This is a genomic window from Caulobacter sp. FWC2, from assembly GCF_002742625.1.
In the GTDB taxonomy this organism is placed as follows: domain Bacteria; phylum Pseudomonadota; class Alphaproteobacteria; order Caulobacterales; family Caulobacteraceae; genus Caulobacter.
Window position 1 is genome coordinate 214565 of the sequence record NZ_PEBF01000001.1, and the last position, 13106, is coordinate 227670.

Below are 13106 nucleotides of genomic sequence, written 5' to 3' on the forward strand. Positions count from 1 at the left end.
CGTCCGAGATCCGTCACGCCGGCCTGATCGCCCGCCGCTGCGACGGCCTGTGGCGGGGCGCCCTGATCGAGGGGCCGTCGGGAATCGGCAAGAGCGACCTGGCCCTTCGCGCCCTGGACGCCGGCTTCCGGCTGGTCGCCGACGACCGGGTCGTGGTCTTCGCCGCCGGCGGGCGCGTCTACGGCAAGCCGCCGGAAACCCTGGCGGGCCTGATCGAGGTGCGCGGCCTGGGCGTGATCGACGCCGGCGCCTTGCCCTTCTGCCAGGTGGCGCTGGTCATTCGCTGCGTCGCCGACCCCGCCGCCGTCGAGCGCCTGCCCGATCCCCGCGCCGAGACGATCGCGGGCGTTTCCGTTCCCGTTTTCGACCTGTGGCCGCGAGAACCCGCCGCCCCGGCGAAAATGAGACGCATGATGCAGTCTCTTGGAGTCGCTCCCTAACGAGCGTATCAAGGCCGCCCGCGCGACGCTCTCCCGGTCGCCACGGGAATGGGGATCCCTGTTGAGATACAAGGCATGATCGGGCTCGTGATCGTGACGCACGGGCGTCTGGCGGAAGAGTTCATCTCCGCCATGGAGCATGTGGTCGGGCCGCAGGCCGCCGTGAAGGCGATCTGCATCGGCCCCGAAGACGACATGGAACGCCGCCGTTCCGACATTCTGAAAGCCTGCGCCGCGGTCGACACCGACGGCGACGGCGTCATCCTGCTGACCGACATGTTCGGCGGCACGCCCAGCAACCTGGCCATCTCGGTGATGGAGCAGACCAAGGCCGAGGTCATCGCCGGCCTGAACCTGCCCATGCTGATCAAGCTGGCCAGCGTGCGCCAGCGCGAGACCCTGCAAGCCTGCGTCGCCCACGCCCAGGAGGCTGGACGCAAGTACATCTCCGTGGCCTCCTACGTGCTCGCGGGGGAAAAGTAGGGAATGACGTCAAGAACGGTCGAGATCGTCAATGAGCGCGGCCTGCACGCCCGCGCCTCGGCCAAGTTCGTGAAGATGGCGTCCGGCTTCGACGCCGAAGTGACCGTCAGCCGCGACGGCTCGTCCGTCGACGCGAGATCCATCATGGGCCTGATGATGCTGGCCGCCGGCATCGGCTCGACCATCGACATCAGCGCGGAAGGCCCCGAAGCGGGGCCGGCGGTCGAAGCGCTGTGCGAGCTGGTGGCCAACCGGTTCGACGAGGAGCGGTAGGGGGCGGAGACGCCTTGCGCTCAAGTGACGTTCGCAGAGTCAGCAACGGGTGGTTTTCGGACATGCTCCCTCTCCCATAGGGAGAGGGCTGGGGTGAGGGGTTACAGCGCTCGACGGAGTGCCGGCACGCCGTCAAACCTCGTAACCCCTCACCCTCCCACCGCTTCGCGGCGGGCCCCTCCCTCTCCCTAAAGGAGAGGGGCTCAAGATCGCCTAAGGGTCGGGACCGGAAATTGGGGCGGCGCCCGAAACCGGATATGGCGACGATCCGCTCGGGGCGGCCCGCCCTTTGATCCTCACTAGGGGGCCGTCATCCCGCGCTTCATGCGCGGGACCCATGGTTCAGCTTTCGCGAGCGAGAACACCTTGCACCGCGCGTGCAGCGGACAGATGGGTCCCGCGAACACGTCGCGGGATGACGGATCGGAAGAGACTTCTCACCGAAAAGGAGAGGCCGCCGCTGTGCGGACGCTCCTGGCTCCCGGATAGCCTCTGCGAGGCTTCCGGGAGGACAAGAAGGTTCAGGTCACGGCTCGCCCCGTCACCTCACCGCAGCACCGCATCGGCGCTCACCAGCCGCACGTCGTGCATCTGGTTCAGATAGGCCTCGTAGTAGCCCTTGTGCGAGGCGCCGACGATGGCCAGCATCCGCATGCCAGGGTGCTGGCCCAGGACCTCGCGGATATTGCCGACCATGCGCAGGTTGCGGGTCTCCCAGTAGCCCAGATATTGCCGGCCGAAGCCCTGGGGCGAGGGCTCGACGAAGGTCGCGCCGAAGTCGCCCTTGTAAGCCATCAGTTGGGCGTTGGCGGTGTTGAAGGCGCGATAGAGATTCAGCAGGCCGTCCGGCTTGGCGAGGTCGGCGGTCAGGCGCTCGTTCTCGGCCCGTCGGGCGTGGCTGACGGGGTTGTCCCAGGCCTTCATGATCGCGGCTTCGAAGGCCTTCTGCTCGACCGGATCGCTGCTGTCGGGCGTGTCGGCCGAGTGGTCGTCGACGCTCCACAGGCGTTCATGACCCAGGCGCGCGGCCAGGACGGCGGAGATCAAGGTGGTCTCGTTGCGGCGGACCTGGGCCTTGGCGAGACCGGCGGCCAGGTCTTCGGTCAGGCCATCGCCGGCCTTCCGCTCTGCCTCGGGCAGCCGCAGCCATTGCACCAAGGCCGAGCCTTCCTCGCCCGCCGCCAGGAAGACGGCCGCCAGGTGACGGCGCTGAGCCGGCGTCGGCGCGGCCGGCCATGCGGCCAGCAGGCGGTCGGCTTCCACATTGGCTTTCGGCACGTCGAGGCCGGTGGCGGCCGCCGCGGCCGTGGTGTCGTCGCAATAGCGCTTCACCGTCTCCGTGTAGCGAGTCGGATTGCGGCGCAGGGCGTCGCACTGCAGGCCCGACAGGTCCTCGGTGGCGATGCCGGTCGGCTTCCAGGCGGCCAGGCGGTCGATCAGCGGCGACAGCAGCCCCATGTCGAAGGTCTTGGGCAGGCCCGACAGGTGCGTCGTGCCCAGCACCAGCACCTCGTTGGGCTTGCCGGCGGGCGGACCCTTCAGCGTCTCGGGATGGAAGGTGGGCTGATAGGTCTGCGCCTGGGCGGCGCCGGCGAGCAGGGCCAGCGCACAGGCGCTCACGGCGAGACGACAAACGATACGAAGCATAGGACCCCCTCAACTTTGTGACTAAAGCCTAGAGGCCCGAGGCGGTGCGAACAGAGGCGCCTGAACTTAATTTAATGATCTTGCCTCTTCCCCGACGGCGCCGCTTAGGCTGCCGCCATCATCCTGGAGATCGCCATGGTCGTGTTCACCGTTCTTTATCCCGCCGCGCCGGGCGCCAAGTTCGATCAGGCGTACTATGACGCCACCCACATCCCGCTGGTGCGCGAGGCCTTTACGCCTACCGGCCTGACCGATGTGCAGGTGCTGAAGGGCCTGCCCGGCCCGGACGGCTCGCCCGCGCCGTTCGTGGTGATCGTCAACCTCACCTTCCGCGACGCCGCGGCGCTGCAGGCCTCGCTGGGCGGCGCAAGGGCGCCTGAAGTGATGGGCGATGTGGCGAAGTTCACCGACATCACGCCGGTCACGCAGGTGAGCTTGCCGGTTTAGATCCTCCCCCGCGATGCGGGGAGGTGGCCCAGAGGGCCGGAGGGGGCAAGCTCGGCCTAAGCAGCGCTCGCCCCCTCAGTCGCTCTGCGACAGCTCCCCCGCATCGCGGGGGAGCAGCTTTCAGCCCTAGCCCAAGATCCCCGCCAGGGCGTCGACCACGCGCTCGACGTCGCCGTCGGTCATGGTCGGATACAGCGGCAGGGTCAGGCAGCGGGCGTACCAGGCGTCGGCCCCGGGCAGGTCCGCCAGGCCCTGGCGGTTCACGTAATAGGGCTGGCGGTGGACCGGGATGTAGTGGACCTGCGTGCCGATGCCGCCGGCCTTCAGGGTGTCGACCACGGTGCGGCGCGACAGGCCCTCGGCCTCGAAGTCGATCAGCACGGTCAGCAGGTGCAGGGCCGGATTCGAATAGGCCGGGCTCGCGGCCAGGCGCACGCGCGGCGTGCGTTCGGCCAGCAGCTTGGCGTACAGCGCGGTCAGCTCGCGCCGGCGGGCGACGAAGCGGTCCAGCTTGGTCAGCTGCGACAGGCCCAGGGCGCAGAGCACGTCCGGGATGCGGTAGTTGAAGCCCAGCTCCGGCATCTCGTACCACCAGGGATCGCCGCCGGGCTCGCGGACCATGCCGTGCGAGCGCAGCAGCCGGGCCTTGGCCGCCAGGGCCGGGTCGTTGGTGGTCAGCATGCCGCCTTCGCCGGTGGCGAGCGTCTTGACCGGATGGAAAGAGAAGCTGGCGAAGCTGGAGAAGGCGCCGTCGCCGACGGGGTGCGGGATCCCGCCGAACGTCGCGATGGAGCCCAGGGCGTGGGGTGCGTCCTCGACCAGCGCCGCGCCGGAGGCCGAGGCCATGGCCTTCAGCGCCGGCAGGTCGCAGACGTCGCCGCGCAGGTGGACGGGCAGCACGGCCTTGATCCGCTTGCCGGGGGCGCCGTTCAAGGCTTTGGCCAGGGTGTCCGGAGTCATCAGGCCGCTGTCGGGATCGACATCGGCGAACACCACCTCTGCCCCGACGTAGCGGGCGCAGTTGGCGGTGGCCAGGAAGGTGATCGACGGCGCGACGCAGACATCGCCTTCACCGACCCCCAGGGCCATCATCGCCAGGTGCAGGGTGGCCGTGCCGTTGGAGACGGCAATGGCGTGCTCGGCCCCGACCTTCTGGGCGAAGGCGGTCTCGAAGGCCTCGACCGTCGGGCCGGTGGTCAGGAAGTCGCCGCGCAGGGCCTCCGCGACGGCCGCGATGTCGTCGTCCTCGATCGTCTGCCGGCCGTAGGGGAGGAAGCCGCTCATCGCGCGGCCTTCTCCTCCAGCATGGCCAGCAGGCCTTCGGGGCTCAGCCAGTCATGGTTGTTGTCGCTGCTGTACGAGAATTCCTCAGCCACGCGCTGGGCGCCGTCCGCTTCCGAATAGGGCTGGCGGCCGAACTCGGCGAAGTTGGGCTCGATGGCGTAGCGATCCTCGAACTCGACGGTCGAGCGCGCGTCGTCGGCGCTGATCATGATCTCGTGCAGCTTTTCGCCCGGGCGGATGCCGACCACCTTCATGCCGGCGTCCGGCGACATCGCCTTGACCAGGTCCGGCATGGCCATGGAGGGGATCTTCGGCACGAAGATCTCGCCGCCGCGCATCATGGTCAGGGACGACAGCACGAAGTCGACGCCCTCGTTCAGAGTGATCCAGAAGCGGGTCATGCGCGGGTCGGTGACCGGCAGCTCGGTGACGCCCTGGCTCAGCAGGCGGCGATAGAGCGGCACCACGCTGCCGCGCGAGCCGACCACATTGCCGTACCGCACGACGCAGAACCGCGTGCCGATGTCGCCCGAAAGATTGTTGGCCGCCACGAAGGTCTTGTCCGAGGCCAGCTTGGTCGCGCCATAGAGGTTGGTCGGGTTGCAGGCCTTGTCGGTCGACAGGGCCACGACCTGCTTCACGGCGTTGTTCAGGCTGGCCCAGACCACGTTCTCGGCGCCCATGATGTTGGTGTGGATGCACTCGGACGGATTGTATTCGGCGGCCGGAACCTGCTTCAGGGCCGCGGCGTGGATGACGATGTCGACGCCGCGCAGGGCCAGGGTCAGGCGCTCGCGGTCACGCACGTCGCCGAGGAAGAAGCGCAGCTTGCCGTAGGTGGCCTCGTCGAACTGCTCGCGCATTTCGAGCTGCATGTCGCTCTGCTTCAATTCGTCGCGGGAATAGATGATGACCTTTCGCGGCGTGTAGCGGCGCAGGACGGTCTCGATGAAGCGACGGCCGAACGAGCCTGTGCCGCCGGTGACCAGGATCACCTTGCCGTCCAGATCGAGGGATTTGGGGGAAAAACGGCCCAAGGACTGCCTCCTGCGACGGTCGTCCGCGCCCCGGGCGTGCGACGACTCGTGGTTAACGTCCCTGTGTGCGCTCGCAGACGTAAAGAGGACGTCAACCCCGGCGGGTTACAAGGACGCATGCGCCGAAACAGCCTCCTTCCTCTCGCCCTGATCGCCGCTCTCGCCGGCGGCTCCCTGGCCGCGCCGAGCGTCGCCTTCGCTGGTCACGGCGGCGGCGAGGAGAAGAAGGCGCCGCCGACCTATTTCGCGCTGGACCCCATCAATGCGGTGGTCCTGCGCCGCGACGGCCGCCGGGGCGTGATGACCATCGAGACCGGCATCGAGGCCAAGGACGCCAAGCTGATGACGCGGGCCCAGGCCTCGACGCCGCGTCTGCGGGCGGCCTTCGCCCAGGTGCTGATGGTCTATGCCGCTGGCCTGCGCGGCGGCGCTCCGCCGGACCTCGACTATGTCGCGCGCGAGCTGCAGAAGGCCTGCGATCGGGTGGTGGGCCAGCCCGGCGCCAAGGTGCTGCTGGGCTCGACCCTGCTCAGCTAGGCTTTTCGGGCGCGTGACGGGCGCCAAAACCGGCGTCCACTTTTGGCTGTCACGCTTTGGATTTGCGCCTGGCGCGGAAGAACCCGCGCAGGAGGTCCGCGCTCTCCTCGGCCAGGACGCCGCCGGTCACCTCCGGCCGCCAGTGGCAGGTGGGTTGAGCGAAGAATCTTGGGCCATGGACCACGGCGCCGCCCTTGGGATCCTCGGCCCCGAAAACTACCCGCCCGATCCGGGCATGGCTGATCGCCCCGGCGCACATGGCGCAAGGCTCGAGGGTGACGACCAGGGTCAGGTCGGTGAGGCGGTAGTTCTCCAGCTTCGCCGCCGCCGCCCGCATCGCCGCGATTTCGGCGTGGGCCGTGGGGTCGTGGGCGGCGATCGGGCCGTTGCCGGCCGTGGCGATGACCTCGCCGGTCTTCGGATCCAGGATCACCGCGCCGACCGGCGTCTCGCCCGCCTCGGCCGCCGCGCGGGCGGCGTCCAGCGCCAGCCGCATCATGGCGTGGTCTTGATCCTCAGAAAGATCAGTGCGCATTAGCCTTCAAACGCCCATCGAGAGATGCGCCCAGCCCGAGAAGGACGCCGAAAATGACCAAGCCACACGATCCCCTGTACGAGCCTGAACTCGAGGGTCAAGACGGAGAACTCGACGGCGGTCCCGGCGAGCGGGTCGCCAAGGCCCTGGCGCGGGCCGGCGTGGCCTCGCGGCGCGAGGTCGAGCGGCTGATCGAGGCCGGGCGCGTGGCGATCAACGGCAAGGTGCTGACCACCCCGGCGATCAAGGTCCAGCCCGGCGACTTCCTCACCGTCGATGGCCAACTGGTGGCCGATCGCGAGCCGACGCGGATCTTCCGCTACCACAAGCCCACCGGGCTGATGACCACCCACAACGACCCCAAGGGCCGGCCGACGGTGTTCCAGTCGCTGCCCAAGGAGCTGCCGCGCCTGATCTCGGTCGGACGTCTCGACCTGAACTCCGAAGGCCTGCTGCTGCTGACCAATGACGGCGAGCTGTCGCGCGCCCTGGAGACGCCCAGCAACGCCTGGGTCCGCCGTTATCGCGCTCGCGCCTTCGGCGACACCACCCAGGCCAAGCTGGATGCGCTGAAGGACGGCATCACCGTCGAGGGCGTCAAGTACGGCTCGATCGAGGCCAAGATCGACAAGGCCCACGACAAGGCCGGCGGCGGCAAGAACATCTGGATCACGGTCAGCCTGTCGGAAGGCAAGAACCGCGAGGTCCGCAAGGTGCTGGAGGCCCTGGGCCTGAAGGTCAATCGCCTGATCCGCATGTCCTACGGCCCGTTCGCCCTGGGGCCGCTGGAAGCCGGCCAGATCGAGGAGGTCGGCCCCCGCGTGATCCGCGAGCTGATGGAAGGCATCGTCTCCGAGGAGAACATGCCGACCGGCGATCGTCCGAAGTTCAACGGCATCGCCGCCGCCGTGAAGGCCCCCGGCACGCCGGGCGGCGGCGACCTGCAGCGCCGAGGCGTGCCGCGCGCCGACCGGGCGGTGGTGCTCGACACGCCGCAAAAGTCCGAGAAGCCGGTCTACAAGGCCGGCTGGGCCAAGCCGAAGAAGAAGGTCTCGCCCCACGCCCCGGCCAAGGGCGCCAGCAAGGGCATCGCCGCGCCCAAGGCCAAGCGCGCGCCCAAGTCGATGGAGAGCAAGTTCATCGACATCGGCAAGCCCGCCGCGCGCGGCAAGCCGGCGGCCAAACCGGCTGAAGGCGCGGCGCGTCGCGTGTCTGAAAAGCCGGGCAAGGCGGCGCCGCGTCCGGGTGCGGCCAAACCCGCGCGGGGCGCTGGTCCCGCGCGCGGTCCGGCCCCGCGCGGTCCAAAGCGGTAGGGTCGATCAAGCGCGGGCCGCAACAGCGCCCCCTCCGTCTCGTCGCGTATCCGCGCCGATCCACCTCCCCCGCAAGCGGGGCAGGAGAGGCGCTTCCTTCTCCTCACCCGTGAAACGGGGGAGGTGGCGCGCTGCGGATACGCAGCGTGACGGAGGGGGCGCTCTAACGCCTAAGCCGCCGCCGGGCTCGAGCCGCCGGTCCAGCGGCGCAGGGCCGGCCAGCGCACCGACAGCTCGGCGACGCCGATGAAGCCGGCCAGCACCACCAGGGCGCTGGCGATCAGGCCGGCCTTGAACTCGTGCGGCGAGTCGGGGCGGGTGGTCATAGGCCGGATCAGCAGCAGGATCACGGCGTTGTTGGCCGCGTGGGCGCCGATGCCGAGCTCGATGCCGCCCAGCCGCAGCGCCATCCAGGTCAGGCCCGCCCCCATGGCCGCGCGGACCAGGAAGGCGTCGATGTTGGGGTCGAAATGGATGGCCGCGAACAGCAGGCCGTTCAGGATCATCAGCACGATGGGGTCGCGGACATAGGCCGCGCTCTGCTTCAGCAGCCAGCCGCGGAACACCAGCTCCTCGGCGGCCGAGGCCATGATCAGCAGGGCGATGGCCATGGTGGCGTAGAGGGTGCGGCCCACCAGGTTGGGCGACACCTTCCACAGCGGCGGATCCAGCGATTCGCCCAGGGCGGCGGCGACACCGGTGACGGCGATCATCACCACGCCGACCAGGACGAGGCCGCCCAGCAGAAGGCGCCAGCGCACCGGCTGGCCGCGATTGATATAGTCGGTGATGCGGCGGTGGTGGATGGCCCCGGCGGCGAACACGAAGCCGACCGCCGCACCCAGGTTCACCCCGGCCAGCACGGCCAGGAAGAACAGCGACTGCCGCGCCGTGGGCTCGGTCAGGTTCGGATCGGAAAAGATGCTGAACAGGTCGCCGGCCGCCGGGGCGCCGTCCAGGCCGCTGACGACCAGGAGGCCAATCAGGACAGAGGTGATCGCGCCCAGCAGGCCCGCCACGGCCCCGGCCAGCATGCCGACCGGCACGGCGAAGACCGTCCGCCACGGGTCGCGGTCATAGGGCGACAGGTCGGCCAGAAAGCGTGAACGCTTCACCGCCTCCATCAGCTCGCCCATGCGCATCGTCCGCTCGCCTCTCGCCACGCGTTGCTGGCTTCCGGGCCGACTAAGAGGGAAGGGTCGCGATCTTGTAAAGCCGGTGCTTGCGGCCGCGCGCGCGGGACGGCACACATCCGGTTACGGGTTGTAAGGGGGCAGGCATGAGCGACGGCGTTTCGGGCAAGGGCGACACGGGCGCGGCGCACCTGCATCGGCTGGTGCTGTTCTCGGACGCGGTCTTCGCGATCGCCATCACCCTGCTGGCCATCGAGATCCATCCGCCCGAGCACTGGCAGGGCGCGGCGGACCTTTTCACCCAGATGCGCGCCAAGCTCTTGGCCTATGCGGTCAGCTTCGCGGTGATCGGGGTCTGCTGGTTTAGCCACAGGCGGGTGTTCGCCCGTCTGGTCCGCGCCGACGGCGGGCTCGACTTCACGAACTTCCTGGTGCTGGGCCTGATCGCCCTGCTGCCGCTGGGCACCGAGCTGCTGTGGGAAAAGCACGGCGGACAGGCGCTGCCGATCTATGTCGGCCAGGTGGCGCTGATCGGCGTGGCCATGGGCGTGGTCTGGGGCTACGCCGCCTTCATCGGCAAGCTGACCGAGCCCATGCCGGCGGCCGAGGCCTGGTTCGTATGGCTGCGCGTGACCACCCTGCCCGGACTGATGTGCGGCCTGACGATGTACAGCATCATCTATCCCTGGGGCTGGGCGCTGATGGCCGTGCTGGTGTTCGGGTTCTCCTGGCTCGGCCGCCGGATCGTTTCGTCGCCGAAGAAGGCCGCCTGATGCGCATCGTCTCTGGCCAATATCGCGGCAAGGCCATCGTCGCCCCGCCGGGCGAGGCCACCCGCCCGACCTCCGACCGCGCCCGCCAGGCGGTGTTCAACATCCTGGAGCACGCCGCCTGGGCGCCCGAACTGAACGGCGCGAGGGTCATCGACGTCTTCGCCGGCTCGGGCGCGCTGGGGCTGGAGGCCCTGTCGCGCGGGGCTGGCTTCTGCCTGTTCGTCGAGACCGACGACGCCGCGCGCGGCGCGATCCGTGAGAACATCGACGCCATGCACCTGTTCGGCGTCACCCGCGTGCACCGCCGCGACGCCACCGATCTGGGCCCCCGCCCGGCCAGCGCCGGGACGCCGTTCGACATCGCCTTCCTCGACCCCCCCTATGCCAAGGGGCTGGGCGAGAAGGCCGTCGCCGAGCTTCGCGCGCACGGCTGGCTGGCCCCCGGCGCGATCTTGATGTTCGAGCGGGGACGGGGCGAGATCGACCCCGTTCTGGAAGGCTTCGAGCAGATCGACGCGCGCGACTACGGCGCCGCGCGCGTGCTGTTCTACAAGTTGCTCTAGCTCACCACGCCTTCGCCCCCACCCGGTTGTCCAGCTGCGCCCGCAGATGGCCCAGCCCCAGCCGGGTGATCCGGTAGGGGCCGCCGTCCTGGCTGGCGATCAGCCGCTTGCGTTTCAGCGATTGGAACACGCCGACCGAACAGTCGGTCAGCGCCCAGCCGTCGCGGGTGATGCAGTCGGCCGCGATGATCTTGCCGTTGTCGTCGCGTTCGAGTTCGATCCGGCCGCCCTGGGCCAGCGCGTGCAGCGTCCTTTGCTGCGGTTTGGAGATGTTCAAGGGATTGTCCGAGAGATCGAGGCATACGATCGCGCTGCCGGCCACCTGGGGTCTCTTCGAGACCCCGCTCTTCCTGAGATTGGGCGTGACTTGTCACGCCCGGGCGGAGCGCGGGCGGAGCGGGCCTAGCGACTTTCGAACCGAGGTTCGGAGCCTGTTAGGCCCGGACCTCGCGCACAATCTCGGACATGAACCACACAAGAGAGGTTGGTGACGGGAGGATGGGGGAAAGTTCGGCGAAGCTCAAGGTCGGTTCTCGGCGGTGGATCGAGCGACCGCTACTTCTTCGCCTTCGCCGCCGTCGTCTGCGCCACCTTCACCGGCGCGCCCTGCTGACGGGCCTCGCTGACCAGGCCGGCGCAGTCAGCGTCCTTGGCCTCGCCGGCGGTGACGAAGGGCAGGAGGGCCGCCAGCGGGTTGATCAGCGAGCCCAGAGCCGTGGCGATGCCGCCCTGGCCCAGGGTCTTGCTGACGTCGAGACCGGGCTTGGGGGCCATGATCGGACCCTTGATGGTGATCGGGATGAACAGGCGCAGCAGGCGCGGCTTCTTGCTGTCGCCCTCGATGCGGAAGTCCATGCGCTCGGTGGCGAGGTTCACCGTGCCCCGGCCCTTGGCCAGCACCACGCCGGTGTCGGCGACCAGGGTGGTCGTGGTCATGACGCCGTTCCGGACGTCGAAGTCGGCGACGGCGCAGCGGACGGGCGTCTCCTTATCGCTCTTGGACAGCAGCAGGAGCAGGCCCTTGGAGGCGTTGACTCCGAGCAGCTCGGCGAAGGCCTGGCGCATCTGGCCGCGCGGGGCGACCAGGGTCACCGAGCCGTCGGCGGTGGAGGCGGCGCGGTGGACGCTGTTGCCCGTGCCGGTCAGCTTGGCGCGGGCCATCACCGCGCCCTCGATGGCCGGCTTGCCCTCGCTCTTGATCGGGATGAAGTCCTCGATGCGGCCGTTCAGCAGGCGCACGTCGATATCGGTCTTCGGCACGGCCGGGCGGGCGTCGAGGCGCACTGTGCCCTTCAGGTCGCCGCGCGAGAAGGTCACGGCCAGCGGGTCGACGGTCAGCACGCCCTTGTCCAGGACCACCTCGGCGCTGACCTTGCGCAGCGGCAGGTTGGGGGCGTTCACGGTGTCGGCGCGATAGCTGACCTTGGCGTCCATGGCCCGGATGCGCTCGACTTGGAGAGTGGCGTCCGGCAGCAGGCGCTGGGTGGCGTCCCGTTGCGCGGCCTCGACCTTCTGGCCGGCCGAGGCGGTCTCGCCGCGACCGGTGGCCGGGGCGGCGCCGAACAGGCTGCCCAGATCGTCGAAATCCAGCCGGCGCGAGCGCAGGTCGGCTTCCAGATAGGGCCGTTCGCGACCGGTCAGCACGAAGAGGTCGCCGGAGAGATCGCTATCGCCGACCCGGCCCGACAGCTTTTCGAAGTCATAGCGGTCGCCCTTGCGGACCAGATGGCCCTCGACCTTGTAGGGCGGCGTGTTGGGCAGGGTCAGGCCGGTCAGGTCGTGCAGGCGGTTCAGGTCCGCGCCGGAGACGGTGAGATGGGTCTCGAACCGGCCCAGATCGAACGGCTTGATGACCTTGCCTTCGGCCGTGATGCGGGTCGAGCCGGCGCGGATATCGGCGTCGAACGGGTAGGGGCGGCTGGGCGAGATGTTCAGCAGCGGGCCGCCGGTGACCTGGGCGACGAAGGCGGACCGGTTCAGGCTGCCCTTGCCCTCCAGCACGAAGCGACCGCCCTTGGCGCCGGCGCGTTCCTGGGCGTTGACCGTGCCGACGAACAGGGCGCCGCGCTGGCGGTCGTCGAACCGTAGCTGGCCCTCGTTGATCACCAGGCGCTGGACGGCCGGCAGCTTCATCGGCTTGTCGCGCTTGCTCGCGCCGAAAGTCCAGTTGGCTCGGCCGTTCTTGTCGCGCAGCAGGCGCACGTCGGCCTTGTCGATGGCCAGGAACGGCAGGATGACCTGGCCGCGCAGCAGCGGCAGGATCTTGATCTGGACGGCGATTCGCTGGACCTGGGCCATCTGGCCGGCCTGGGGATCGACCGACTTGGCCCAGGCCGGTTGGCCGATCCGCACGCCAAAGGCTTCAGCCTTGGGCGAGCACGACCACGGGTGGACGCGCAGGTCGCCGGTGATCGCCACCTCGCGCTGCAGTTGGGCCGAGGCGTACCGGCTGATCGGGCCACGCAGCCAGTTCCAGTCGAAGATCACCAGGAAGATGACGATCGCCGCGACCAGCGTCAGGGCCGCGCCTATGCCGATCCGCGCGCGCCGAGACAGGCCTCGGAACGGGTTCCGGGGCGGCTTGGGCGCGGGCGTGACGTCGAGCGTGGACAGGATCGTGGCTCCGATTGAACCCACACAA

15 protein-coding genes and 2 pseudogenes are annotated in these 13106 nt (G+C 69.2%); 10 read left to right on the forward strand and 7 right to left on the reverse strand.

Annotation, left to right across the window (positions count from 1 at the left end; translation table 11 throughout):
- Window positions 1–8 precede the first annotated feature (8 nt).
- From CSW62_RS01060 to CSW62_RS26715, 4 genes and pseudogenes are all read left to right on the forward strand, one after another.
- Window positions 9–440 (forward strand): HPr kinase/phosphorylase, encoded by a 432-nt coding sequence (locus tag CSW62_RS01060; RefSeq protein ID WP_099582122.1) that lies wholly within the window; start codon window positions 9–11, stop codon window positions 438–440.
- Window positions 441–515: 75 nt separating this feature from the next.
- Window positions 516–923, forward strand: coding sequence for a PTS sugar transporter subunit IIA (locus CSW62_RS01065; RefSeq protein WP_099575378.1), 408 nt, complete (start codon window positions 516–518; stop codon window positions 921–923).
- Window positions 924–926: 3 nt separating this feature from the next.
- Entirely contained in the window at window positions 927–1196 is a 270-nt protein-coding gene (locus CSW62_RS01070; protein WP_099575379.1) for an HPr family phosphocarrier protein, read from the forward strand.
- A 24-nt stretch (window positions 1197–1220) separates the two neighbouring features.
- Window positions 1221–1385: pseudogene (locus CSW62_RS26715) on the forward strand (hypothetical protein); the annotation flags it as partial.
- A 357-nt stretch (window positions 1386–1742) separates the two neighbouring features.
- On the opposite strand, the gene CSW62_RS01080 reads toward CSW62_RS26715, so the two are convergent.
- Window positions 1743–2843, reverse strand: coding sequence for a DUF5694 domain-containing protein (locus CSW62_RS01080; RefSeq protein WP_099575381.1), 1101 nt, complete (start codon window positions 2841–2843; stop codon window positions 1743–1745).
- Between the two features lie 135 nt (window positions 2844–2978).
- On the opposite strand from CSW62_RS01080, the gene CSW62_RS01085 reads away from it, so the two are divergent.
- The gene (locus CSW62_RS01085) at window positions 2979–3290 is read left to right on the forward strand and encodes an EthD family reductase (protein WP_099575382.1); all 312 of its coding nucleotides are present in this window, start codon (window positions 2979–2981) and stop codon (window positions 3288–3290) included.
- 126 nt (window positions 3291–3416) lie between these two features.
- Here CSW62_RS01085 and pseC read toward each other — a convergent pair whose 3' ends face one another.
- Window positions 3417–4574 carry a UDP-4-amino-4,6-dideoxy-N-acetyl-beta-L-altrosamine transaminase gene (gene pseC, locus CSW62_RS01090; RefSeq protein WP_099575383.1) on the reverse strand — a complete coding sequence of 386 codons (1158 nt, stop codon included), beginning with the start codon at window positions 4572–4574 and terminating at the stop codon, window positions 3417–3419.
- The gene (gene pseB, locus CSW62_RS01095) at window positions 4571–5611 is read right to left on the reverse strand and encodes a UDP-N-acetylglucosamine 4,6-dehydratase (inverting) (RefSeq protein WP_099575384.1); all 1041 of its coding nucleotides are present in this window, start codon (window positions 5609–5611) and stop codon (window positions 4571–4573) included. Before pseB ends, pseC begins: the two co-directional genes overlap by 4 nt.
- Before the next feature lie 117 nt (window positions 5612–5728).
- Between pseB and CSW62_RS01100 the strand changes: the two genes are divergently transcribed.
- Window positions 5729–6148, forward strand: a complete 420-nt coding sequence (locus CSW62_RS01100; RefSeq protein WP_099575385.1) for a hypothetical protein — start codon at window positions 5729–5731, stop codon at window positions 6146–6148.
- 49 nt (window positions 6149–6197) lie between these two features.
- Here the strand turns inward: CSW62_RS01100 and tadA are convergent, their stop codons facing one another.
- A complete protein-coding gene (gene tadA, locus CSW62_RS01105) occupies window positions 6198–6683 on the reverse strand; it encodes a tRNA adenosine(34) deaminase TadA (protein ID WP_099575386.1) in 486 nt (161 codons plus the stop codon).
- Between the two features lie 53 nt (window positions 6684–6736).
- Between tadA and CSW62_RS01110 the strand changes: the two genes are divergently transcribed.
- Window positions 6737–7996 (forward strand): pseudouridine synthase, encoded by a 1260-nt coding sequence (locus CSW62_RS01110; protein WP_099575387.1) that lies wholly within the window; start codon window positions 6737–6739, stop codon window positions 7994–7996.
- Window positions 7997–8020: 24 nt separating this feature from the next.
- Window positions 8021–8159: pseudogene (locus CSW62_RS26720) on the forward strand (hypothetical protein); the annotation flags it as partial.
- A 7-nt stretch (window positions 8160–8166) separates the two neighbouring features.
- Here CSW62_RS26720 and CSW62_RS01115 read toward each other — a convergent pair.
- On the reverse strand, window positions 8167–9132 hold the full coding sequence (locus tag CSW62_RS01115; RefSeq protein WP_233206585.1) for a CPBP family intramembrane glutamic endopeptidase: 966 nt from the start codon (window positions 9130–9132) through the stop codon (window positions 8167–8169).
- Window positions 9133–9275: 143 nt separating this feature from the next.
- Between CSW62_RS01115 and CSW62_RS01120 the strand changes: the two genes are divergently transcribed.
- Window positions 9276–9902, forward strand: coding sequence for a TMEM175 family protein (locus CSW62_RS01120; RefSeq protein WP_099575389.1), 627 nt, complete (start codon window positions 9276–9278; stop codon window positions 9900–9902).
- Window positions 9902–10465: a 16S rRNA (guanine(966)-N(2))-methyltransferase RsmD gene (rsmD, locus tag CSW62_RS01125; protein ID WP_099575390.1), complete on the forward strand. Its 564-nt coding sequence runs from the start codon at window positions 9902–9904 to the stop codon at window positions 10463–10465. Before CSW62_RS01120 ends, rsmD begins: the two co-directional genes overlap by 1 nt.
- Before the next feature lies 1 nt (window position 10466).
- Here the strand turns inward: rsmD and CSW62_RS01130 are convergent, their stop codons facing one another.
- Window positions 10467–10742, reverse strand: coding sequence for a YjhX family toxin (locus CSW62_RS01130; protein WP_099582123.1), 276 nt, complete (start codon window positions 10740–10742; stop codon window positions 10467–10469).
- Window positions 10743–11020: 278 nt separating this feature from the next.
- Window positions 11021–13102 carry an AsmA family protein gene (locus tag CSW62_RS01135; RefSeq protein ID WP_233206586.1) on the reverse strand — a complete coding sequence of 694 codons (2082 nt, stop codon included), beginning with the start codon at window positions 13100–13102 and terminating at the stop codon, window positions 11021–11023.
- Between the last annotated feature and the right edge of the window lie 4 nt (window positions 13103–13106).

What these genes read in the sequence shown, in the direction of transcription:
- CSW62_RS01065 (WP_099575378.1), top strand. Translation starts at nt 516, where the DNA reads ATGATCGGGCTCGTGATCGTGACGCACGGGCGTCTGGCGGAAGAGTTC.
- CSW62_RS01070 (WP_099575379.1), top strand. Translation starts at nt 927, where the DNA reads ATGACGTCAAGAACGGTCGAGATCGTCAATGAGCGCGGCCTGCACGCC.
- CSW62_RS01080 (WP_099575381.1), bottom strand. Translation starts at nt 2,843, where the DNA reads ATGCTTCGTATCGTTTGTCGTCTCGCCGTGAGCGCCTGTGCGCTGGCC.
- CSW62_RS01085 (WP_099575382.1), top strand. Translation starts at nt 2,979, where the DNA reads ATGGTCGTGTTCACCGTTCTTTATCCCGCCGCGCCGGGCGCCAAGTTC.
- pseC (WP_099575383.1), bottom strand. Translation starts at nt 4,574, where the DNA reads ATGAGCGGCTTCCTCCCCTACGGCCGGCAGACGATCGAGGACGACGAC.
- CSW62_RS01100 (WP_099575385.1), top strand. Translation starts at nt 5,729, where the DNA reads ATGCGCCGAAACAGCCTCCTTCCTCTCGCCCTGATCGCCGCTCTCGCC.
- tadA (WP_099575386.1), bottom strand. Translation starts at nt 6,683, where the DNA reads ATGCGCACTGATCTTTCTGAGGATCAAGACCACGCCATGATGCGGCTG.
- CSW62_RS01110 (WP_099575387.1), top strand. Translation starts at nt 6,737, where the DNA reads ATGACCAAGCCACACGATCCCCTGTACGAGCCTGAACTCGAGGGTCAA.
- CSW62_RS01115 (WP_233206585.1), bottom strand. Translation starts at nt 9,132, where the DNA reads ATGGGCGAGCTGATGGAGGCGGTGAAGCGTTCACGCTTTCTGGCCGAC.
- CSW62_RS01120 (WP_099575389.1), top strand. Translation starts at nt 9,276, where the DNA reads ATGAGCGACGGCGTTTCGGGCAAGGGCGACACGGGCGCGGCGCACCTG.
- rsmD (WP_099575390.1), top strand. Translation starts at nt 9,902, where the DNA reads ATGCGCATCGTCTCTGGCCAATATCGCGGCAAGGCCATCGTCGCCCCG.